This window comes from Marasmitruncus massiliensis, from assembly GCF_900186535.1.
GTDB classification, from domain to species: domain Bacteria; phylum Bacillota; class Clostridia; order Oscillospirales; family Ruminococcaceae; genus Anaerotruncus; species Anaerotruncus massiliensis_A.
Genome location: NZ_FYDE01000005.1, coordinates 1,127,985 through 1,148,805, shown reverse-complemented (window position 1 = coordinate 1,148,805; position 20,821 = coordinate 1,127,985). Strand labels below are relative to the sequence as shown.

Sequence of the window (20,821 nt, the reverse complement as noted above, 5' to 3'; positions counted from 1 at the left end):
TTCTCCCCCTTCTCAAATCAGGCCCGCTGCCTGAAACTGTTCCACCAGCTTCTGCGGATTCATGGGAATGCTGTTCACCGCGACACCGGTTGCGTTCAGGACGGCATTGCGGATTGCGGGGGCCGGCGAAATTGCCGGCGGCTCACCGAGCGCTTTGTTTCCGTAAGGCCCGCTGGAATCTGTCGGCTGAACAAAATCAGCATGCAGTTCCGGCGTATCCATGCTGGTGGGGAGCTTATAGTCGAGCAGGTTATTGTTCAGCGGACGGCCTTTGTCGTCAAACAGAAGCTGCTCGCCCAGCGCATAACCAAGCCCCATGCTCATACCGCCATGCACCTGCGCCTCCGCCAGCCTGGGGTTGATCAGCGTTCCGCTGTCATGAACATTGATGATATCCAAAACCTTGACCTTCCCAACCGGGATATCCACTTCCACCTCGGCGAAACAGACACCGAAGGAAAACGTATTATCTTTGCAGTGGTTGGTGGTTTCCGCTGTGATATGAACTGAATAATCCAGGCTGTAAAACGCCTCCATCGCGAGCTTTTCCATGGTGAGCAGCTGTTCGCCGCTCTCCTTGTTAACGATATTGCCGTCCCGGATATCCATCTGGTCGGCCGGAATTTTCAGCATATAATTCGCATAATCGAGAATCTTGGATTTAAACAGCTCCGCGGTCTTTTTAATCGCCATGCCGCTGACATACGTCTGGCGGGATGCATAAGCGCCGGTATCAAACGGAGCGACATCGGTGTCCTGCGTGGAAACGATATGGATATTTTCTTCCCTGAAGCCGATTGTTTCCGCCGCCATCTGGATAAACACGGTGTCCGCGCCCTGCCCGATTTCCGTCGCGCCCATATGCAGCTGGGCGGAGCCATCCTGGTTCAGGATCAGGCGAGCCGACGAAGTTTCCAGCGAAATCGGGTATACGCCGGTTTTATAGCTGAACAACGCCATGCCGACGCCCCGGCGGACAGGCCCGGTCTGGTCTTGGTAGGCTTTGCGTTTTTCTTCCCAATGGATATACTCTTTGCCCTTCCGGATGCACTCCAGCAGCCCTGAGGAATAGCAGGTGATCCCGCTCATCGGGTCGACATATCCCTGCTGCATGCAGTTTTTCTCCCGCAGTTCGATCGGATCCATCCCGATCGCACGGGCGATATCGTCCATATGGGACTCCATGGCGTATGCCGCCTGCGGAATTCCATACCCGCGCATCGCGCCGCCGGATGCAATATTGGTATAAACGGTGTAAGCATCCGCCTGCAGGGATTTCTCGTCATGATAGGTATGGCGGAAGTTATTGATTGCGTTTGCCACAATGGCATGCCCATGGGACGCATAGCCGCCCTGATTGGAAACCGCGATAACCTGGCGGGCAACCAGTCTCCCGTCCGGACGCACCGCGGTTTTTACTTTCAGGTCAATCGCATGACGTACACGCGTACAGGACAGGGTTTCCTCGCGGGAAAGCTCCAGCTTCACCGGGCGGCCGCCAACCTGCATGGTCAGGAAAGCGTTCAGCGGTTCATAAAGCACCTCCTGCTTATTTCCGAAGCCGCCGCCTATGTAGGGCTTGATCACCCGGACTTTGCCCCACGGAATGCCGTTTGCCTGCCCGATCACGCGGCGAACGATATGAGGGATCTGGGTGGAAGACACTACAACGACGCGGCCTTTTTCCATATATGCGTAAGAGACCGGCACTTCAATGTGGCAGTGCTGGACCGTCTGGGTCTGATATTCCCCTTCTACGATGCGGACATCCTCGCCGGCGATTGCCTGATCAAAATCCACATCGCCGATATGGAACGCGCTGTGTTTCAGGACATTATCCGGATTTTCCTCATGGATGGCGACAGCGCCTTCCGCCATAGCCTGTTCCGGCGTAATGTATACCGGATACTCTTCGTATTCGACTTTCATCAGCCTGGCAGCACGCGCAGCCGCAACCTCATCCTCCGCGATAACCGCAGCGATATCGTCTCCGTAAATGCGCACCCGGCGGTTCAGAAGTTTCCGGTCGGATACGTCCTGATGGGCCGGCTCCACAGACCAGGGATGCCCCGGAGTCGGGAACTGAATGTCCGGCGTATCAAAGCAAGTGACAATCTTGACAACGCCCGGAACCTTTTCAGCTTCGGAAAGGTCAAAGCTTTTGACCCATCCATTTGCAATCGTACTGCGCACCACCTTTGCCACCAGACAATTTGGGACGCTGAAATCATCGGTATACTGCGCGCCGCCCGTCACCTTTTCGACCGCGTCCACACGGTTTATACTTTTTCCGATTCCCATCTTGCAGGCCTCCTTGTTACTATAATCGCTATAATTCTTGCATATTTTTTGAAATTTCCGTCATTAATTATAAAAGTCATACTTTTGTGTTCTGATATCACTATAGCACAATCATTATGCGGATACAACTGTTTTTGAAAAAATTAAATATTTTCCGCCTTTGAAAAACAGCCGGGACATTCCAACGAATGTCCCGGCTGTGCCGTAAGCAAAAGAGATCAGCCTGTAACCATAAACGCAAAACGAAGCGCAAACAAAAGACAGAGAACCACCGTAAACAGTTTGATTTCTTTTGTCTTTCCGGAAAGCAGCTTGATCAGCACATAGGTAATCAGACCGGCCGCGATTCCGTTTGCGATGGAATAAGTAAACGGCATAAATGCGACTGTTACGAAAGACGGAATCGCCTCGGACATATCCGAGAAATCCAGTTCTTTCATACTGCTCATCATCAAAACGCCCACAAAAATCAGGGCCGGCGCAGTCGCCGCGCTTGGGATAATGCCGATAAATGGGGCAATGACCAGCGAGCAGAGGAACAGCAGCGAAGTAACCAGCGAAGTCAGACCGGACCGTCCGCCTTCCGCGATGCCGGCGCTGGATTCCACGAAGGTTGTTGCAGTGGAAGTTCCCAGGCAGGCGCCGACCGAAGTCGCAATCGCGTCGCTCATCATAGCCTGCCGCATGCGGGGCATATCGCCCTTTGCATCCAGCATTTTAGCTTGCTTTGCCGTACCGAGCAGAGTTCCGATTGTATCAAACATGTCAACAATCGAGAACGAGACAATAATCATAATGATGGTAAAAATCATCTGGAAAATATTTGTGGAATTTTTAAACAGACCGGGGAAATCCATTTTGAACAGCGAAACATCCAGGAAATCCTGGAACTGTGCGCCGATGTTCATGGAGAAGCCATGGAATGAGGTGAGTCCAAACGGAATTCCTACAATTGTAGCTACAAGAATACCGATAATAATGGAGCCTTTGACTTTGCGCGCATGCAGCGCACCGATAACCACCAGACCAATCAGCGCGACGATTGCCGAAGCAATCATGCTGTGATAAGCGTCAGCGGCATACTGAACGCCGCCCGCTGTTATCATGCCGGCAGCATCCCCTTTGCTGTTCCAGAGTGAAAAATCGATCAGACCTACAAAGGTTGAGCCATTGGCTACAACAAGGCTGGCATTTTTCAGTCCGATCAGCGCGAGGAAAAGCCCGATACCGGCGGAAATCGCCGTTTTGACACAGGACGGAATTGCGCGGACTACTGCCTCGCGGAATCCGATCAGCGTGATGAAAATAAACAATAACCCAGAGAAAAATACGATTGCAAGTGCTTCGCCGTAGGTATAGCCCATCGTCAGAACCACCGTATAGGCAAAAAATGCGTTAAGGCCCATGCCGGGAGCCTGTGCAAAAGGAATCTTCGCATATACAGACATTAAGAACGTACCGAAAAACGCAATCAGGCAGGTTGCAAAAAAGACTCCGTTTGCCACTTGAGCAGCGTAATCGTTCTGCCCCATAATATAGAAGGGGTCCGCCAGCATCTGGGGATTTACAATGATGATGTACGCCATTGCCACAAAGGTCGTGAATCCGGCGAGCACTTCTGTTTTCACATCTGTGTTGTATTCCTTCAACTGAAAGAAGCGCTCAAGAAATCCAGTGTTCGTGTTTTTTTCAACCATGTTTTCTCCTCCTCGTTGTATTTGACAGGGTTCCGTCCTATTTGCCGCTTACGACAGAACCGGTTTATTTCAAGGCGGACTGAGGCCGCCTCTCCTCCAAACAGAATTTACCCTTTTATTTTACAGCCCGCAACGTATTTGGCCGCTACTGCGCTTTCCTCCGATAGATAGATCACCCGTTCCAGCCGCTGCTCAGGCGTCAGTTCCATCGGGGAACGCAGTCCGCTGTCATCCAGCACCACCGCATCGAACTCGTAATCTTTTTCAAATGAACCGACTTTTCCAAAGAAAGCGCCGCCGCCTAATGTTCCAAGATAAAATGCTTCCTGCATCGACAGCGGCTTCAGGGAATCGTCCGACAGGCGCCAGCGCAATTTGGAAGCCTGCACCGCGTCGCACATGGCACGGAAAATAGAAGCGGAAAAGCCGCCGGCTACATCTGTACCGAGGCCGACGCGCAGTCCTCTGTCCAGAAAAGTCCTTACAGGCGCCACACCGGAAGCCAGATTGGTATTCGACTGCGGGCAGTGCGCAATAAACACCCCGCGCCGCTCAATCAGATCCAGTTCTTCTCCGGCAGAATAGACGCAGTGGGCCATTACGGCAGGACAGCCATCCCCCCCGAACAAGCCGAACCGGTCATAAGACTCGCCATAGCAGCCGGTTTCCGGGCAAAGCTCTTTCACCCATGCAACCTCAGACCGGTTTTCCGACAAGTGCGACTGCACCGGCAGTCCGGTACGCTTTTGCAGCTTTCCGAGACCTTCCATCAGCGTGTCGCTGCACGACGGGGTGAAACGCGGAGTTAAAATAGGGACGGTATTCTGATAGCGTCCCTCACAATCCGCAATCCACCACTCGGTATCCGCCAGCGACTGCGCCGCATCTGTTTCGCACAGATATGCGGGGCTGTTCCGGTCCATATTTACCTTTCCAACCATCGTTTTAAGTCCCGTCTTTTCCAGCAGGTCCATCAAAAGTTCCGTTGCCGGAACATGGATGGTCGCAAATACGCAGGCACGTGTCGTTGCGCCTTTCGCCAAATCCTCCGTGAAGATCCGGTAGCCCTTTTCAGCGTAGGAGAGGTCCGCATACCTGGCTTCCTGCGGGAAAGTATTGATATTAAGCCAGTCGAGCAGCTCCAGGTCCATGCCCAAAGCGCGGTAACCGTACTGGGGCGCATGCAGGTGGAGATCGACAAGCCCCGGGATAACAAGACTGTCACCGTAATCCTCCACAGGGATTCCCTCGTAGCCGGCGGGCAACCGCTCAAATACGCCCGCAGATTTACCGTCCTCACAGATCAGGTAACCCGACGGCAAACTGACCAGATGGTCTTTATCAGCACTGTAAAACAGATTTCCCTTTATCGCAAACGCTGTTTTTTGCATGCCAGCCCTCCTCTAAATGATCCCGCTTGTATTTCAAACAATAATCCTGTATAATATAAATATTTGTTATGGAGTTGTTTGACCAAGGAAATTGTGCAGTTTGTAAAATGGTATTACTTATCACTTAGATCATAGCGTAATCAGGCCCAAAATGCAAGATATAATCTATATAAATTCAAGCCGCCGATCTTGTATAGGAGGCGGTACCAGCATGATCTGCATACTTTCCGCAGACCGATTAACGATTGAAAGAGGTTTTTCAAGATGTCAATGGAATATGATTTGCCTCATCTTGGCGGAAAACTGATGTCCACTCAAGTCAGTTCTCTGTTGATTAAGGAGCTCAAAGAGGGTGTTTTTTCCCATTCGGAGCGTCTTCCTTCTGAAGTTGAGCTTTCCGAACGTCTTGGGGTCAGCCGGACAGTGATCAGGGATGCTCTTTCGGATCTTGAGCGGGAGGGCTTCATTGAACGTGTGCGCGGAATCGGGACGGTCATTAACCGGGGAATTGTGAATCTGAACAACCGTTTGGATTTAAAATTTGAATATAATGATTTGATTCGCGATGCCGGCTACCGGCCTGCCGCGGACAGCATTGTCCTGCGCGTGGAGCCCGCGGATCATGAGCTTGCCGAGAAACTTCAGCTTGATCTTGCCGACTCCGTCATTGTCTGTGAAAAGCGGGTTCTTGCCGGTAATTCGCCTGTTATCTATTCCATCGATTATCTTCCGCTGAGCCTGTTTGACGGCATGGCTTATACAGATATCGACTGGTCAGCCCCTGTTTTCGATATTCTTGACCGCTACTGCGGACTGGCAGTCGTTACGACCATCTCCAAAGTTTATGCCACAAATGCCAATCCGGCAATCCGCCAAAAGCTTGATTTAAATGAGGGTGAAGCCCTGATGATGCTGGACGAGGTGGGTTACTGCAAGCTCAGCCGCCCTGTCATGCGTTCCTTTGAGTTTTATACAAACTTTTTTGAATTCAACGTCCTGCGCAAGAAATTTTAGTAGTCTTATTAAAATACACAGCGAAAAGCCGGAGGCGTGCATCTTGTAAAGATGCACGTCTCCGGCTTTTTATACTTTGTGTCAGTCCTGAAGGTCTTCTTCCTGCTTGCCGCCGATTTTTCCCAGCAGGAATACAACCAGCATGATTACAAGAATAACAGTAAAAATTCCTGCCATACCAAGACCCATAATTTCAAGAGAGATCAAAAAGTTTGTAATTGCCTGCGCACTCAACATTTCACTTTCCCCCTTATTTTACAAACTGCGGAATCAGATAGAGGATGATGCCGCCCGCAATAACCGAACCGATCTGGCCGGATACATTTGCGCCGATGGCATGCATCAGCAGATGGTTCTGCTTATCCTCCGCCATGGCAAGCTTTTGAATGACGCGGGCAGACATCGGGAATGCGGAAATTCCCGCGGCGCCGATCATCGGGTTGATTTTTTCCTTGAGGAACAGGTTCATCAGCTTTGCAAAGAGCACACCGCCGATGGAATCAAAGATAAACGCGACCAGTCCAAGCAGCATGATCAGGAAGGTCTCGAACCGCACAAAATTCTCCGCCTGCATCGAGAAGGAAATCGTAATCCCGAGCAGAAGCGTGATGATATTCGCAAATTCATTCTGCGCAGTCTGCGACAGGCTGTTCAGGCAGCCACATTCACGAAGCAGGTTCCCAAACATCAGGAAGCCTACCAGAGATACGGACATCGGGGCGATCAGCCCGGCGATGATGGTTACAATGATCGGAAAAAGGATGCGGGTAAGTTTGGAAATATTCCTCGGGTTATAAGGCATCCGGATGGAACGCTCTTTCTGGGTGGTCACCAGCTTAATAGCGAACGGCTGGATGATTGGTACCAGAGCCATATAGGAATACGCGGCCACCGCAATCGCGCCCATATATTTGGAGTCAAAAATCTGTGAGACCATAATGGAGGTCGGCCCGTCGGCGGCTCCGATGATGCCGATGGAAGCCGCGTCCTTTAAGTCGAACCCAAAGAGACAGGCAAGCGCAATGGTGAAAAAGATACCGAACTGGGCAGCCGCGCCGAAAATCATCATTTTGGGGTTGGAAAGCAGCGGGCCGAAATCAATCATCGCTCCAATTCCGATAAACAGCAGGATTGGCAGCGCTTCCGATGATTCAATCGTGGTTTCAAACAGCCACTGAATGATACCATGCGACTCGATTCCGCCTTCCAGAATCTGATCCAGCACTCCGGAAAGCGGCAGGTTTACAAGAATCGCGCCAAATCCCATCGGCATGAGCAGGGCGGGTTCAAAGCCTTTTCCAATCGCAAGATAAATCAGCAAGCCGCCAATGCAGTACATGATAACCTGCTGCCAGGTTATCGCCAGGATTCCGGATAGAAGAAACTCCATTATATCGTCCCCTTTTAATAGCAGTATGTGCAAAATTGCATGATATCATAAAAAGACCCGTGTTTCTGAATCGAAACACAGGTCTTGTCATTTAAAGTTAAACCATGGCACTGTATCGGACAGAGCCCGTGATGTTGATTTAACTGCACTCTCCGTGCTGACTACTCCCCCGGATGAAAATCCAAGTATGCAGGCAGGGTATCTTTAGATCTGTTATATAATAGCACGCAGGAGATTTTTTGTCAACCAAATTCTGCTTTTAACATCTCCTTGTTGCATTCTGCATACATCTTGTTATATAATACTGGCAGTTTCCCTGCCCCTGAGAGGCAGGGAAGTATGAACCCAAAAGGAGGAATGTCATGTTTTGCGGAAACTGCGGAGAGAAAATCCCTGACGAGAGTATCTACTGCATGTTCTGCGGCGCGCCGGCAAAGCCCGCTCTGCCTGATTCCGAGGCGGAGCCGCAGGATTCCGGAGAAGAATGGGAAGGGCGTGAGGTCTGGGAAGCCTGCCGCCAGGAACAGAAACGTACTGATTTTCAGCAGAACATGCCTCAGAATCATACAGCGCCTCAGACCCCGCCACAGCCGGAAAAGCCTGCTGTCAAACGCTGTAAGCGCTGCGGCAAAGAGCTTGCGGAAACAAGCATCTCGGATTACTGTCTGGACTGCCTTTACAGTGCTGACGTGATGGAGGCCGAGGAAATCTGCCCGCTCCCTGCCGAATACGATGCGCCGGAGCTTGACGCGCCGGAAGCAGCGGCGCCCCGCCGCCATAAAAAATTTCTGCTTTTTTGCATGTTGGCAATCATTCTTTTGGCGCTGATCGCCGCTGCGTTTCTGCTGATCCCAAAATGGAGCGAAAGAGGAGAAAAGCCATCAGGAGCTTCCCAGTCGGCGTCGCAGCGGCAGGACGAGTATCGCCAGCAAGCCATCAACTTCGCTCATGAAATGGTCAAAGCGGCCGCCCGCGCGCCGAACAGCGTCCATTTTGACTCCGCCACGGTCCAATGTTCCGTGGAAGCCGGTGATTATACCGTCATTCAGCAATTCGAGCGTGAAGATGCGCAGGGACAAATGGTCACCTCCACCTATACCGCTGTCCTGAACCTTAGCGGCGAAAACGGCTATACGCCGCTGATGCTCCGGGTGGATGACGCGCAGTTATATGACTACCGGTGATCAAACGACTCTACATACAGAAAAGCCGCTGTACGTCTGAACGTACAGCGGCTTCGTTTTACTATTCCGCAAAGAGCGGGGTGGAAAGATAGCGCTCGCCGGTATCGGGAAGCAGAACAACGATTGTTTTGCCTTCATTTTCCGGCTTTGATGCAAGCTGAGTCGCCGCCCAAAGCGCCGCTCCGGAGGAAATACCCACCAGCAGGCCTTCCGTATGTGCGATTTCTCTGCCGGTAGCAAACGCGGCCTCATTTTCGACAGTGATGATCTCGTCATAAATCTTTGTGTTCAGGACATCCGGCACGAAACCGGCTCCGATTCCCTGAATCTTATGGGGACCGCCTTTACCGGTGGAAAGCACCGGGGAACCCGCAGGCTCAACAGCAATGACTTTCACGTTGGGGTTTTGGGATTTCAGATATTCGCCGACTCCGGTAATTGTTCCGCCGGTACCGATACCCGCTACAAAAATATCCACTTTCCCGTCTGTATCTTCCCAGATTTCCGGCCCGGTAGCCGCTTTATGAACCGCTGGATTCGCGGGGTTGACAAACTGCCCCGGAATAAAGCTGTTTTCGATCTCCTGTGAAAGCTGCTGGGCCTTTTCGATGGCGCCCTTCATCCCTTTTGCGCCTTCGGTCAGCACCAGCTCGGCACCGTAGGCTTTCAGCAGGTTGCGGCGCTCCACGCTCATGGTTTCAGGCATGGTCAGAATGACACGATAGCCTCTTGCGGCCGCCACAGATGCAAGCCCGATTCCGGTATTTCCGCTTGTCGGTTCAATGAGGACCGAACCCGGCTTCAGCAGTCCTTTCTGCTCGGCGTCTTCCACCATAGCCTTTGCAATTCTGTCTTTCACGCTGCCGGCGGGATTAAAATATTCCAGCTTGCCGATTACGGTTGCTTTCAGCTGATGTTTTTTCTCATAGTTGCTCAGTTCCAGCAATGGGGTTTTTCCAATCAGATCGGTCAGACTTTTTTTGATGTTGGACATGTCATAATCTCCTTCTCTCAGTTAAAAATATTGGTAGGCGGATAGGCACCATTTGACATCGCTTTTCAGTTTTGCGGCAGTTCGTATCCATTGTTGTCTGTTGCCCCTCCTTAAAAATCATGTAATTCATATACGTTTAGTATGATATTAGTATATGCATTTTATTTCGCTTTGTCAAGCCTTCTTTCAAATTTTTCTTCTTCCTTTCAGATGTTTGACTTTTACAATATTTGGCGATAAAATAGTTTTCATAGCTATTTTATCGGAAAAGAGGAGACTTTTATGGAAAAAGTGCTTTCCCGCGAAGGCGCATGGGAATTGTTGACCAAATATAATCAGGATGCTTTTCATCTGAAACATGCGCTTACAGTAGAGGGAATCATGCGGTGGTTTGCCAATGAGCTGGGTTATGGAGACGAAGCGGATTTCTGGGCAATTGTCGGGCTGCTCCACGATCTGGATTTTGAGCAGTATCCGGAGCAGCACTGCATCAAAAGCCAGGAGATCATGCGTGAAAACGGGATTGACGAACGGATCATCCGCGCGACGGCCAGCCACGGCTGGGCACTTACGGTCGATATCAAACCCGAGCACGAGATGGAAAAGGTGCTCTACGCGGTGGACGAGCTCAGCGGCCTGATCGGAGCCGTGGCTTTGATGCGGCCTTCCAAGAGCGTACAGGATATGGAGCTGAAATCGGTTAAGAAAAAGTATAAGACCCCCGCATTTGCGGCGGGCTGTTCCAGAGATGTTATACAGCGGGGGGCTGATCTGCTCGGCTGGGATCTGGACGACCTGATTTCCAAAACCATTCTAGCCATGCGTTCCTGTGAGGAAGCTGTCAACAGCGCCACGGCATAAGTGCTTCCGGGCATTCCTCACAAACCGGGATTCCGTAAAGAGCAGGTGAGATTCGGGCAATCCCCGCAGTTATGCGCTGCGCAGAAAACAGAACTGTCCGCCGTGAGTTTTGCCACAAAGCAGCAGCTTTTTACCGGGCAGAGCATCAGCCCTTCGGTGACGAAAATCCCCAGCAGGTTTTCCGCGTCCGTTTCCCGCACGGCGATCATCTGCGCTTCCATCGGCAGATGAAGCGGCGCCTCCAGCCGTCTTTCGACGCCGGCGCCGCGCGCTTCACAGGCGGTTTTCAGCGTTTCGAGCAGTTCCTGTTCCATCGTAAACAGATAAGCGTCTGCCATGGCATGGAGCACCATCCCGTTGAAATAATCCTTTTGCTCAAAAAATTCCTCTGCCAGACGTTCGACTTCGCTTCCCAGCGTGCTGATCACATAGGCAATGCCATCCCCGGTTTGCAGGAACCTGTTCGCAAGCTGAACAGGTGCATTTCCAAAAGCGATCACCGCTTTTGGCTCCACCGCCTGCCGGAAAAGCGGCTCCAGCTGCTCACAGCTCGCCAGAAGTTCCTCCTGCGCCGCGCTGCCGGGAACGCAGGAGAGACGATGCAAAACCATCTGCCTGTCAAGGCTCTGCCGAAAATGGCTGAGCAGAATTCGATCCGGCACTGTAAGGACTCCTTTTTCAATCTGTTACAGTTTAGTATAGCACGAAAAGGGACAACTGTACTCAAAAAAATGAAATCCGGCCTAAAACCGGCTGTGCATGTTTATGCACAGCCGGTTTTTTCTTTTTATATGCAGATAGGCCTTTGATTTCAGGCACCGTTCTTTCGGCGAATGCATACTCTAAAAGAGAAACCCGAAAGGAGCAAGATTATGCCTAATATCTATCTTTCGCCGTCAACCCAGGAATGGAATCCCTACATAGGCGGCGGCAATGAGGAATATTACATGAATCTCATTGCTGACGCAATGGAGCCCTACCTGCGTTCCAGCGGTATCCGCTTCACAAGAAATACGCCAACCATGACCGCCGCCTCTTCTATCGTTCAGTCCAATCAGGGCAACTACGACCTGCACCTGGCGCTCCATTCCAATGCCTCTCCCGAGAATGAAGCCGGCCTCCGGCAGGGGAGCGAAGTCTATTATTACCCCACCAGCTGGAACGGGCAGCGTGCAGCCAACATCATCACGGAAAATTTAAAAGATATCTACCCTTACGAGTGGCTTGTGAGAACCGTTCCGACCACCAGTCTGGGGGAAGTGTCCAGAACCAGGGCCGTAGCGGTCCTGATTGAATTCGCCTACCATGATAACGAAGAAGACGCCAATTGGATCCGGCAGAACATCAGCGAGATCGCCGCCAACGTCGTGCTTTCGCTGACCGAATATTTCGGAATCCCTTTTATCGCGCCGCAGCCGGTCAGAAGAGGAGTCGTAAGGGTAAGCTCAGGCTGGCTCAACATCCGCAAACGCCCCAACCTTGGCGCCCAGGTGATCGCCAGGGCGTGGAACGGCAATCCGATCACTGTATACGGTGAATGGCAGGGATGGTATGTAGTGGATTACTATGGAACAATTGGATATGCCGATGCGCGGTATATCCGTCTGCTGGAAAGGACTTGATGAGATGAATGAGCACTACCCGTTTGAACTGACTCCCCTGCCTTATGATTACAGCGCATTGGAACCGTATATCGATGCCATGACTGTCATGCTGCATCATGATGCGCATCAGGGCACCTATGTCAAAAACCTGAACGCCGCGCTGGCATGTGCGCCCGACGCGCTGAAATGCCTGCCGTTGGAGCGCCTGATAACAGACGCGCCGAATTTCCCGCCGCACCTGAGATGCCAAATTCTGCGCAACGCCGGGGGCGTTTACGCGCATGAGCTGTATTTTGACGGCATGACGCCCTGCCCTTCTTCCCACGTCGCGGTGGGCCGGCTGGCGGCGGCGATTGACTGCTGTTTCGGCTCGTTTGAAACGTTCCAAAAACAGATGACGCAAGTCGCGGAAGCACACTTCGGTTCCGGCTGGGCCTGGCTCGTCTGCTGTCCCGACGGCGGGCTCCGGATACTCTCCACGGTCAATCAGGACATTCCTCTTTCCTTTGGGCTGCGCCCCATCCTTACGGTGGATGTCTGGGAGCACGCTTATTATCTGAAATACCACAATAAGCGCGCGGATTATATTGCCGCATGGTGGAACGTGGTTGACTGGGAATTTGCTGATCTTAATTACATGCCCTATAAAAACTGCTGAACCCACTTGACTTTATCGATTTTATGTGTTAAATTTAGATCATCGATTTAAATGAAAAAAGCAATGACCGGAAACCAGTAAGACAGGGTTCTGCCTGACAGAAAGCAGCCGGAGGATGAGAGGCGCGGGGCGGTCTGTCTGAATACATTCCGAGAGCCGCGCGCCAAACGGTTTTCCAAGTAGGCTGCGACGCATGGCGCCCGTTAACGCGCCGGGGTAGTGCCTTTTGGCATCTACCCGTTGAGGCTGTCCGCTGTGAGGCGAACGGTAAACTGAGGTGGTAACACGGGCCCGTCCCGTCCTCTGGAGTAATCCGGGGGACGGGATTTTTCCTGCCCTCCAGAATGAAGTGGAGGCAGCATCATGTTTGAAAAAATTTTTATGCTCTTGATCTTCTTTGCGGTAACCGTCGCGGTGGGGCTTTATTGCCATAGAAAGGCGCGCAGCGTCGGCGACTTTGTGCTCGGCGGACGGAGCGTGGGGCCTTGGGTCACCGCCTTCGCCTACGGGACCTCCTATTTTTCCTCCGTGGTTTTCGTAGGCTATGCCGGACAGTTTGGCTGGAACTTTGGAATCGCCGCCACCTGGATCGGAATCGGCAACGCGCTTATCGGCAGCCTGCTGGCCTGGGTGGTGCTTGGCAGACGCACCCGCGTCATGACCAAGCATTTTGAGTCCGCGACCATGCCGGATTTCTTTGCAAAACGCTATTGCTGCGATTCGCTGCGGACGGTATCTTCCGCCCTGATTTTTGTTTTTCTGGTTCCCTATTCCGCTTCGGTTTATAAAGGTCTGTCCGGCCTGTTCGCCATGGCATTCGGTATTGATTTTACCTGGTGTGTGATTGGAATCGCCGTACTGACCGGTATCTATGTTGTGGTGGGCGGCTATATGGCCGCGGCACTGAACGATCTGATTCAGGGGATCATTATGCTGGTTGGAATTATACTGGTGGTAGCCGCGATTCTGAACGGAAAAGGTGGTTTCCAGTCGGCGCTGGCGCAGCTTTCCCAGATCCCTTCCGATTCCGCGCCGGGGTTGAGCGGCTCCCTGGTTTCCTTTTTCGGGCCGGACCCGCTTTCCCTGCTCGGAGTCGTCATTCTGACCAGCCTCGGAACGCTTGGCCTGCCGCAGATGGTTCACAAATTTTATACCATCAAGAACGAAAAATCAATTCAGACGGGCACGATCATTTCCACTGTTTTTGCCCTGGTAATTGCCGGGGGAAGCTATTTTATGGGTGCTTTCGGCAGGCTTTACTACAAAGTGCCGGATTCCGGCAAGCCTGTCTTTGACCAGATTGTGCCGGACATGCTCGCCGGCAGCCTGCCCGACCTGCTGATTGGCGTCGTCATGATCCTCGTCCTTTCCGCGTCTATGTCTACCCTCTCTTCGCTGGTGATTACCTCCAGTTCCACCTTCACGCTCGATTTTTTGCAGGGGATTTTTTTCAGGAACATGTCCCATAAGGTGCAGCTGCGCTGGATTCGCTTGCTTTGCGTCTTTTTTGTAGCATTGTCTGTCGTTCTCGCGCTCAACCCCAACAGCCTGATCACCACGTTGATGTCCCTGTCCTGGGGTGTGCTGGCGGGTTCCTTCCTCGGTCCGTTTGTCTACGGCCTGTTCTGGCGCGGCGCAACCGCCTCCGGTGTCTGGGCCTGTTTCATCACCGGACTCGGCATCAACCTGTGGAACCTGTTTTTCCCATTTACCGCGCCTACCAGCGCGGGCGCGCTTTCCATAACAGCCTCTTTGTTGATTGTACCGCTGGTAAGCGTGCTGACGCCAAAGCTGTCTATGGGGCATCTCGATGTTACTTTTTCCTGCTACGATGAGCGCATCCCCGCGCCCCATAAACTGATGCTTGATCAGGTTTCCGAATAGGCAAATCCGTAATAAAAATTACAGTTTGTAAATCAGATGAATAAAACGCGATGGCAGTTGCCATCGCGTTTTATCGCGGTCACCGAAAAATCCGGCAGTATCAGGAATTTGAAAAACCGGGCAGCTCGCCGGGGCTGGAAAATCCCATCCCGAAAGCCTTTTCACGCAGCGCGGTGTAAAGCTCCGCTTTTGTCGCGGAAATATAGGGATATAAAAACGGGATTCCAAGCCCGCACGGAATGAGCGCAAGCAGATACCAGCCAATAAACGACAAATCCAGCACAAACAGTTTCATTTTTTCCCCGTCAGTCATGAGCCGGCTGAGTTCGAAAACACGCTGGCGAGGCATCGTCGGGCATTCGCACAGGATATATGGAACCATTTTATACTCATAGTATTTAATAATTCCCGGAATGATTAGCAGCAGTTTCCACAAAAAGAGTTTCAAATCACGGAAAAACAGGGTAATGACAACATTCCCAAGTTCCCCGGAGCCATGCGTATATTCCGCGAACAGAGTTTCATAGCGGCTGGCGAACTGTCTGCTTTCCATAAAAAACCGGTTATACCCAACCTCGAGCACATTATGCACAAAGATGCGTACCAGCAATGAAATCAAAAAAACAAAGAAACCGCCGGCCATCATGATCAGAACTGGAATGATCACTTCGGGTATCCGCTCCGGATTCACATAGATCTGGCCGACAACCGGCCTTATTTGGTCGAGGTCAAAATTCAAGTTGAATCTGATTCCTCTTACTCCGCCGCCAATCATCAGGTAGGTCAGGCAAACCGCAAACGCCATCCAGTAAAACCGGCGTAACTTCTGCTTCGCCTCCCACTTTATTTGTTCCCGCTGCCACATAATAACACCTCATTTGGATATATTTTGAATTCAATCGTTGTAAATATTATAACAAAGCTAAGAAAAACCCACAACCCGTCTGATTATATTTCAGCGCACTCAACGAAAATTAGAATCAAACACAGCAATTTTTAAATTTGTATTGACAAATCCGGATTATTATAGTAAGATAATGACAAATCAGTAATTATTATCGTTATTGCAAATTTGAAGTGTCCGCAAAGCCGGTCATGGATAAGGGTTGATGTTATGAAATATTCAAGGCAAAGGGAAATTATTCATCACACTGTTGTGCATAATCCCATTCATCCGACAGCCGATACCGTCTATTCCATGGTGCGTACGCAAGAGCCCAACATCAGTCTCGGCACAGTCTATCGGAATCTGAATCTGCTGTCGGAGCAGGGGCTTTTGCGAAAAATCAATATTCCGAACGCTTCCGACCGCTTCGACGGGCGGCTTGATGAGCACCATCACATTCTATGTGAGAAATGCGGCCAGCTATTTGACATCGAACTTGGCGATCTGTCAGCACTCGATGAGCAAATAAAAAAGGAATCCGATTTTACCATAACCGGATATCAGGTTTTGCTGACCGGAATTTGTCCGGGCTGCAAAGCTAAACATTGACAAAATTTTGAACAAGAAAGAGGTATGGACATGAAAGAACTGAAAGGCACCAAAACCGAAGCAAACCTGATGACGGCTTTTGCAGGCGAATCGCAGGCTAGAAACAAATACACCTATTACGCCTCCAAAGCCAAAAAAGAAGGATTCGTGCAAATTGGCAATCTGTTTGAGGAAACCGCCAATAATGAAAAAGAACATGCCAAAATCTGGTTCAAGCTGCTGCACGATGGCGGAATTCCCGATACCGCTGCAAACCTGAAAGACGCCGCCGCCGGGGAGCACTATGAGTGGACGGACATGTACGCAAACTTTGCCAAAGAAGCAAAAGAAGAAGGCTTCGATAAAATTGCGTATCTGTTCGAAGCGGTTGCAAAGATTGAAAAAGAGCATGAGGACCGTTACCTTGCCCTGCTGAAAAATGTGGACACCAATGAAGTCTTCCAGAAGACCGGCGTCGTCATCTGGCAGTGCTCCAACTGCGGCCACATCCATGTTGGCGAAAAAGCTCCTCTGGTCTGTCCTGTCTGTGACCATCCGCAGGCATATTTCCAGCTTGTCTCCAAAAATTATTAAGCTGCCGGAAAAAATACTGAACGGTGCCGCCTGCCTTCCGGCGCGGCGCCGTTTTTGATTTGGAAGAGGTGTTTCCTGATGGAACTGATTGAATCTCTGAAGCTGGCGCTCGCCGGGACCGGCTTCACATTTTTATGCACCGCACTGGGCGCCGCGATGGTCTTCTTATTCCGCGGAGAAATACGTCCGGGACTCCAGCGCATTTTTCTGGGGTTTGCCGCCGGGGTCATGATTGCCGCGTCCGTCTGGTCGCTGCTGGTGCCTTCCATTGACATGGCAAAGGCAGATGGCGGCACCGGCCTGCTCCCCGCCGCGGGCGGGTTCGTGATCGGGGGGCTGTTCCTGCTGGCGCTTGACAGAGTCCTGCCCCATCTGCACGCGGGCAGTGAAGAAGCCGAGGGGCTTCCCTCCTCTTGGAAGCGCACAACCATGCTGGTTCTTGCTGTGACGCTGCATAACATCCCCGAAGGCATGGCCGTGGGGCTCGCTTTTGCCATGGCTTCACAGAGCAATGCAAATTCCCTCGCCGGCGCGGTTGCTCTTGCTATCGGTATGGGGCTTCAGAACTTCCCGGAGGGCGCCGCTATTTCACTGCCGTTAAAAAAAGAAGGGTTTTCAAACACCAAGTCTTTTATTTACGGATCGCTTTCCGGCATTGTGGAACCTATCGCCGGTATTATTACCGTTATGATCGCAGCCGGTGTCCAGAGCATCCTGCCATGGATTTTATCTTTCGCCGCGGGAGCTATGATCTATGTGGTAGTAGAAGAGCTGATTCCGGAGGCACATTTAGGCGAACACTCCAATATTGGAACGCTGAGTGTCATGTTCGGATTTCTGGTCATGATGACGCTGGATGTGGCTCTTGGATAAAAATAACCCGCCTTTATCAGGCGGGTTATTTTTTTATGCTTTATGAATCAGTTCAATCAGGATCGCTTCCGCCTGTGTGGCGTCCGCTTTTCCTTTAGTTGCTTTCATCACGCCGCCGATGAGCGCTTTGACGGCTTTTTCCTTGCCTGCCCGGTAATCCGCCACCGCGTTGGGGTTGGCGGCTACCATTTCAGCGCAGATTTTATACAGCGCGTCTTCATCCACACCCGCCAAATCACCTTCTGAAACCAGTTCCCCGACCGGTTTGCCGGTGTCAAGCATCGTGTCCAGTGTGGATTTGGCGAGGTTCATCTTCATCTTGCCGGATTCCAGCAGAAGTGCAAGTTCCCGCAGCATCCCGGCGGAAATCAACAGGTTACAGGCCTCTTTTTCCTCGTCGGTCGGCATCCTGCGGAAAATCTGCCCCAGAATCAGGTTCGCTACGGTCTTGGGCGTTTGCAGACCGTTCGCCGCTTCATCGAAAAATTCCGCAACCCTGCGGTATTTTACCAGCAGCGAAGCGTCGGCGGGCGGCAGACCGTATTCGCCTACATAGCGTGCGTATTTCGCGTCCGGCAGTTCGGGAAGCTGGCCCCTCAGCTCCTCCACCTGTTCCGGCGTTGTCACAATCGAAACAAGGTCCGGTTCGCGGAAATAGCGGTAATCCTGCGCGTCTTCCTTGCTGCGCATCCCCTCGGTGGTACCGGTTGCGTCGTCAAAACGGCGGGTTTCCTGAACCACCTGTTCGCCGCTTTCCACCAAGTCCACCTGACGGTCGAACTCATACTGCATCGCTTTTGTCATAAACGTGAATGAGTTCATGTTTTTGATTTCCGCGCGCGTCCCGAGTTTCTCCGAGCCCTCCGGACGGACGGAAACATTCACATCACAGCGCAGAGAGCCCTCCTGCATTTTGCAGTCGGAAACGCCGATATATTTCATAATCAGCTGGAGCTTTTCGACATATTCCCTTGCTTCGTCAATACTGCGGATATCCGGCTCGGTTACCACCTCGATCAGAGGGACGCCGCCGCGGTTGTAATCAACGTAGGTATCCCCGCGCTGGTGCACAAGCTTTCCCGCGTCTTCCTCAATATGGATACGGGTGATGCGGATTCTTCTCCCGCTTTCCAGCTCAATATAGCCATTCTGGCAAAGGGGCTTGTCAAACTCGGAAATCTGATAGGCCTTTGGCAAGTCGGGATAAACGTAGTTCTTGCGGTCCATCTTCGCAACCGGCGCGATTTCACAGTGCGTCGCAAGCCCCGCCTTGATTGCGAAATTTACGACCGCGCGGTTCAGCTTCGGCAGTGTTCCCGGCATGCCCGTACAGATCGGGCAGCAGTGGGTATTTGGCTCGGAACCGAATTCCGTGGTGCAGCCGCAGAAAATTTTTGTTTTGGTGGACAATTCAATATGGGTCTCCAGTCCCGCGACCAGCTCATATTTCATATCTGCACCCCCATTTTCACCGCTTGAAAGCTCTTTTCTCCGGTTTCCCGCTCAAAGGCGTACGCCGCGTTCAGCACCTGTGCCTCTTGGAAACGGGGACCGATCAGCTGCATGCCGATCGGAAGCCCTTTCCCGTCAAAGCCGCAGGGGACGGAAACCGCCGGCAGCCCGGCAATATTAATCGGCACAGTGCAGATATCTGTCAGATAATCCTCTGTCGGGTCGCTGTGTGTCCTTCCGCACGGGAAAGCCGTCATGGGGACGGTGGGTGCCATCACGACATCACAGGAAGCAAACGCTTCATCAAAACCTTTGACAATCGCGCCGCGCAGGTTCTGCGCCTTTCTGTAATAGGCTTCGTAATAGCCGGAAGAGAGCACATAGTTGCCCAGCAGGATACGCCGCTGTACCTCCTTGCCGAAGCCTTCGCTGCGCGTCTTGCAGATCATCTCATGGATGGTGTTATAGTTTTCCGCCCGGTATCCGTAGCGGATGCCGTCATACCGTCCCAAATTGGAGGCAGCCTCCGCGCACGCCAGAATATAATAAACCGGCAGCGCGTATTTCAGCGGAGCAAGCGGGAAACGCACAATCTGTGCGCCCATACTTTCATAAGCCCGCATCGCCTCGTTCATGGAAGCGGTGACTTCATCGGATAGCCCCTCGAAATATTCGTTCGGGACGCCGATTTTCATTCCGCAGATATCATTTTGCAGAGCCGGTAAAGCCGATGACTGCTTGCCCTGCGAAGTGGAATCCATCGGGTCGTATTGCGCGATCGCGTCAAAGACCAGCGCCGCGTCCTCCACACAGGTAGTGATCGGCCCGATCTGGTCGAGACTGGACGCATAAGCAATCAGCCCGTAGCGCGATACCGCGCCGTAGGTAGGCTTTAGCCCTACAATTCCACAGAAGCTGGCCGGCTGGCGGATGGAACCGCCGGTATCCGAGCCAAGCCCGTAGGCCGCGAGATTTCCCGCCACGGCGGAAGCAACCCCTCCGCTGCTTCCACCGGCCACATGCCCGGTATTGTGGGGATTCACCGAACCGCCGAAATAAGAGGTTTCACAGGAGGAACCCATCGCGAATTCGTCCATATTTGTTTTCCCGAGTAAAACGGCGTTCTGCTCCCGAAGCAGCTTCCAGACCGTTGCGTCGTAGATCGGGCGGTAGCCCTGGAGCATTTTGGAGGCACAGGTCGTCTCAATTCCCGCTGTGGAGAGATTGTCCTTCAGCGTCATCGGAATTCCCTCGAGAGGGCGCAGAGTCTCCCCCGCCGCAATCCGCGCATCGACCGCCCTAGCGGTATTCAGCGCGGTTTCAGGCGTTACGGTGATATATGCGTGCAACTTATTGTTTTCTTTTTCGATTGCATCCAGATATGCTTTCGTCAGTTCAACGCAGGAAATCTGCTTTTCCGAAAGCATCCGGCTCAGTTTTGCGATCATCC

The 20,821-nt window shown here is 52.0% G+C and carries 19 protein-coding genes; 9 read left to right on the top strand and 10 right to left on the bottom strand.

All coding sequences use genetic code 11. The features are described from left to right. Window positions 1-12: 12 nt before the first annotated feature. From xdhA to C1A10_RS13550, 3 genes are all read right to left on the bottom strand, one after another. A complete protein-coding gene (gene xdhA, locus C1A10_RS13560) occupies window positions 13-2,301 on the bottom strand; it encodes a xanthine dehydrogenase subunit XdhA (RefSeq protein ID WP_101910764.1) in 2,289 nt (762 codons plus the stop codon). A gap of 218 nt (window positions 2,302-2,519) precedes the next feature. Further along, complete coding sequence (locus C1A10_RS13555; RefSeq protein ID WP_101910763.1) at window positions 2,520-3,998, bottom strand: NCS2 family permease; 1,479 nt, start codon at window positions 3,996-3,998, stop codon at window positions 2,520-2,522. Between the two features lie 107 nt (window positions 3,999-4,105). Continuing rightward, window positions 4,106-5,389 (bottom strand): amidohydrolase family protein, encoded by a 1,284-nt coding sequence (locus tag C1A10_RS13550; RefSeq protein WP_101910762.1) that lies wholly within the window; start codon window positions 5,387-5,389, stop codon window positions 4,106-4,108. Window positions 5,390-5,653: 264 nt separating this feature from the next. Here C1A10_RS13550 and C1A10_RS13545 point away from each other — a divergent pair, with 264 nt between their 5' ends. Next, window positions 5,654-6,403 carry a GntR family transcriptional regulator gene (locus C1A10_RS13545; protein ID WP_101910761.1) on the top strand — a complete coding sequence of 250 codons (750 nt, stop codon included), beginning with the start codon at window positions 5,654-5,656 and terminating at the stop codon, window positions 6,401-6,403. 81 nt (window positions 6,404-6,484) lie between these two features. On the opposite strand, the gene C1A10_RS18535 is transcribed toward C1A10_RS13545, so the two are convergent. Continuing rightward, window positions 6,485-6,640, bottom strand: coding sequence for an OadG-related small transporter subunit (locus tag C1A10_RS18535; RefSeq protein ID WP_180951140.1), 156 nt, complete (start codon window positions 6,638-6,640; stop codon window positions 6,485-6,487). A gap of 13 nt (window positions 6,641-6,653) precedes the next feature. Further along, window positions 6,654-7,793 (bottom strand): sodium ion-translocating decarboxylase subunit beta, encoded by a 1,140-nt coding sequence (locus C1A10_RS13540; protein ID WP_101910760.1) that lies wholly within the window; start codon window positions 7,791-7,793, stop codon window positions 6,654-6,656. Between the two features lie 362 nt (window positions 7,794-8,155). Between C1A10_RS13540 and C1A10_RS13535 the strand changes: the two genes are divergently transcribed. After that, window positions 8,156-8,977, top strand: coding sequence for a zinc ribbon domain-containing protein (locus C1A10_RS13535; protein WP_101910759.1), 822 nt, complete (start codon window positions 8,156-8,158; stop codon window positions 8,975-8,977). Between the two features lie 61 nt (window positions 8,978-9,038). Here the strand turns inward: C1A10_RS13535 and cysK are convergent, their stop codons facing one another. Then, the gene (cysK, locus tag C1A10_RS13530) at window positions 9,039-9,971 is read right to left on the bottom strand and encodes a cysteine synthase A (RefSeq protein WP_101910758.1); all 933 of its coding nucleotides are present in this window, start codon (window positions 9,969-9,971) and stop codon (window positions 9,039-9,041) included. Window positions 9,972-10,253: 282 nt separating this feature from the next. Between cysK and C1A10_RS13525 the strand changes: the two genes are divergently transcribed. Next, window positions 10,254-10,832, top strand: a complete 579-nt coding sequence (locus C1A10_RS13525; RefSeq protein ID WP_101910757.1) for a hydrolase — start codon at window positions 10,254-10,256, stop codon at window positions 10,830-10,832. Window positions 10,833-10,849: 17 nt separating this feature from the next. Here C1A10_RS13525 and C1A10_RS13520 read toward each other — a convergent pair whose 3' ends face one another. Continuing rightward, window positions 10,850-11,494, bottom strand: coding sequence for a hypothetical protein (locus C1A10_RS13520; RefSeq protein WP_145997742.1), 645 nt, complete (start codon window positions 11,492-11,494; stop codon window positions 10,850-10,852). A gap of 210 nt (window positions 11,495-11,704) precedes the next feature. Between C1A10_RS13520 and C1A10_RS13510 the strand changes: the two genes are divergently transcribed. From C1A10_RS13510 to C1A10_RS13500, 3 genes are all read left to right on the top strand, one after another. Beyond that, on the top strand, window positions 11,705-12,454 hold the full coding sequence (locus tag C1A10_RS13510; RefSeq protein ID WP_101910754.1) for an N-acetylmuramoyl-L-alanine amidase: 750 nt from the start codon (window positions 11,705-11,707) through the stop codon (window positions 12,452-12,454). After that, window positions 12,399-13,094 carry a superoxide dismutase gene (locus C1A10_RS13505; protein WP_242968934.1) on the top strand — a complete coding sequence of 232 codons (696 nt, stop codon included), beginning with the start codon at window positions 12,399-12,401 and terminating at the stop codon, window positions 13,092-13,094. Before C1A10_RS13510 ends, C1A10_RS13505 begins: the two co-directional genes overlap by 56 nt. A 363-nt stretch (window positions 13,095-13,457) precedes the next feature. Continuing rightward, window positions 13,458-14,978 carry a sodium:solute symporter family transporter gene (locus C1A10_RS13500; RefSeq protein ID WP_101910752.1) on the top strand — a complete coding sequence of 507 codons (1,521 nt, stop codon included), beginning with the start codon at window positions 13,458-13,460 and terminating at the stop codon, window positions 14,976-14,978. A gap of 100 nt (window positions 14,979-15,078) precedes the next feature. Here the strand turns inward: C1A10_RS13500 and C1A10_RS13495 are convergent, their stop codons facing one another. Further along, window positions 15,079-15,843, bottom strand: a complete 765-nt coding sequence (locus tag C1A10_RS13495; protein ID WP_101910751.1) for a DUF975 family protein — start codon at window positions 15,841-15,843, stop codon at window positions 15,079-15,081. Window positions 15,844-16,092: 249 nt separating this feature from the next. Here C1A10_RS13495 and C1A10_RS13490 point away from each other — a divergent pair, with 249 nt between their 5' ends. The 3 genes from C1A10_RS13490 (at window position 16,093) to C1A10_RS13480 (ending at window position 17,919) form a co-directional block, all read left to right on the top strand. After that, complete coding sequence (locus tag C1A10_RS13490; protein ID WP_101910750.1) at window positions 16,093-16,473, top strand: Fur family transcriptional regulator; 381 nt, start codon at window positions 16,093-16,095, stop codon at window positions 16,471-16,473. Between the two features lie 30 nt (window positions 16,474-16,503). Beyond that, a complete protein-coding gene (gene rbr, locus C1A10_RS13485; RefSeq protein WP_101910749.1) occupies window positions 16,504-17,046 on the top strand; it encodes a rubrerythrin in 543 nt (180 codons plus the stop codon). Window positions 17,047-17,124: 78 nt separating this feature from the next. After that, window positions 17,125-17,919 (top strand): ZIP family metal transporter, encoded by a 795-nt coding sequence (locus tag C1A10_RS13480; RefSeq protein WP_101910748.1) that lies wholly within the window; start codon window positions 17,125-17,127, stop codon window positions 17,917-17,919. 33 nt (window positions 17,920-17,952) lie between these two features. On the opposite strand, the gene gatB is transcribed toward C1A10_RS13480, so the two are convergent. Both gatB and gatA read right to left on the bottom strand, forming a co-directional pair. Further along, on the bottom strand, window positions 17,953-19,371 hold the full coding sequence (gene gatB / locus C1A10_RS13475; RefSeq protein WP_101910747.1) for an Asp-tRNA(Asn)/Glu-tRNA(Gln) amidotransferase subunit GatB: 1,419 nt from the start codon (window positions 19,369-19,371) through the stop codon (window positions 17,953-17,955). After that, complete coding sequence (gatA, locus tag C1A10_RS13470; protein ID WP_101910746.1) at window positions 19,368-20,819, bottom strand: Asp-tRNA(Asn)/Glu-tRNA(Gln) amidotransferase subunit GatA; 1,452 nt, start codon at window positions 20,817-20,819, stop codon at window positions 19,368-19,370. The genes gatB and gatA overlap by 4 nt, the downstream gene beginning before the upstream one ends. Between the last annotated feature and the right edge of the window lie 2 nt (window positions 20,820-20,821).

Coding starts and splice junctions, on each gene's coding strand:
- xdhA (WP_101910764.1), bottom strand. CDS start 2,301: ATGGGAATCGGAAAAAGTATAAACCGTGTGGACGCGGTCGAAAAGGTG.
- C1A10_RS13555 (WP_101910763.1), bottom strand. CDS start 3,998: ATGGTTGAAAAAAACACGAACACTGGATTTCTTGAGCGCTTCTTTCAG.
- C1A10_RS13550 (WP_101910762.1), bottom strand. CDS start 5,389: ATGCAAAAAACAGCGTTTGCGATAAAGGGAAATCTGTTTTACAGTGCT.
- C1A10_RS13545 (WP_101910761.1), top strand. CDS start 5,654: ATGTCAATGGAATATGATTTGCCTCATCTTGGCGGAAAACTGATGTCC.
- C1A10_RS18535 (WP_180951140.1), bottom strand. CDS start 6,640: ATGTTGAGTGCGCAGGCAATTACAAACTTTTTGATCTCTCTTGAAATT.
- C1A10_RS13540 (WP_101910760.1), bottom strand. CDS start 7,793: ATGGAGTTTCTTCTATCCGGAATCCTGGCGATAACCTGGCAGCAGGTT.
- C1A10_RS13535 (WP_101910759.1), top strand. CDS start 8,156: ATGTTTTGCGGAAACTGCGGAGAGAAAATCCCTGACGAGAGTATCTAC.
- cysK (WP_101910758.1), bottom strand. CDS start 9,971: ATGTCCAACATCAAAAAAAGTCTGACCGATCTGATTGGAAAAACCCCA.
- C1A10_RS13525 (WP_101910757.1), top strand. CDS start 10,254: ATGGAAAAAGTGCTTTCCCGCGAAGGCGCATGGGAATTGTTGACCAAA.
- C1A10_RS13510 (WP_101910754.1), top strand. CDS start 11,705: ATGCCTAATATCTATCTTTCGCCGTCAACCCAGGAATGGAATCCCTAC.
- C1A10_RS13505 (WP_242968934.1), top strand. CDS start 12,399: ATGGAACAATTGGATATGCCGATGCGCGGTATATCCGTCTGCTGGAAA.
- C1A10_RS13500 (WP_101910752.1), top strand. CDS start 13,458: ATGTTTGAAAAAATTTTTATGCTCTTGATCTTCTTTGCGGTAACCGTC.
- C1A10_RS13495 (WP_101910751.1), bottom strand. CDS start 15,843: ATGTGGCAGCGGGAACAAATAAAGTGGGAGGCGAAGCAGAAGTTACGC.
- C1A10_RS13490 (WP_101910750.1), top strand. CDS start 16,093: ATGAAATATTCAAGGCAAAGGGAAATTATTCATCACACTGTTGTGCAT.
- rbr (WP_101910749.1), top strand. CDS start 16,504: ATGAAAGAACTGAAAGGCACCAAAACCGAAGCAAACCTGATGACGGCT.
- C1A10_RS13480 (WP_101910748.1), top strand. CDS start 17,125: ATGGAACTGATTGAATCTCTGAAGCTGGCGCTCGCCGGGACCGGCTTC.
- gatB (WP_101910747.1), bottom strand. CDS start 19,371: ATGAAATATGAGCTGGTCGCGGGACTGGAGACCCATATTGAATTGTCC.
- gatA (WP_101910746.1), bottom strand. CDS start 20,819: ATGATCGCAAAACTGAGCCGGATGCTTTCGGAAAAGCAGATTTCCTGC.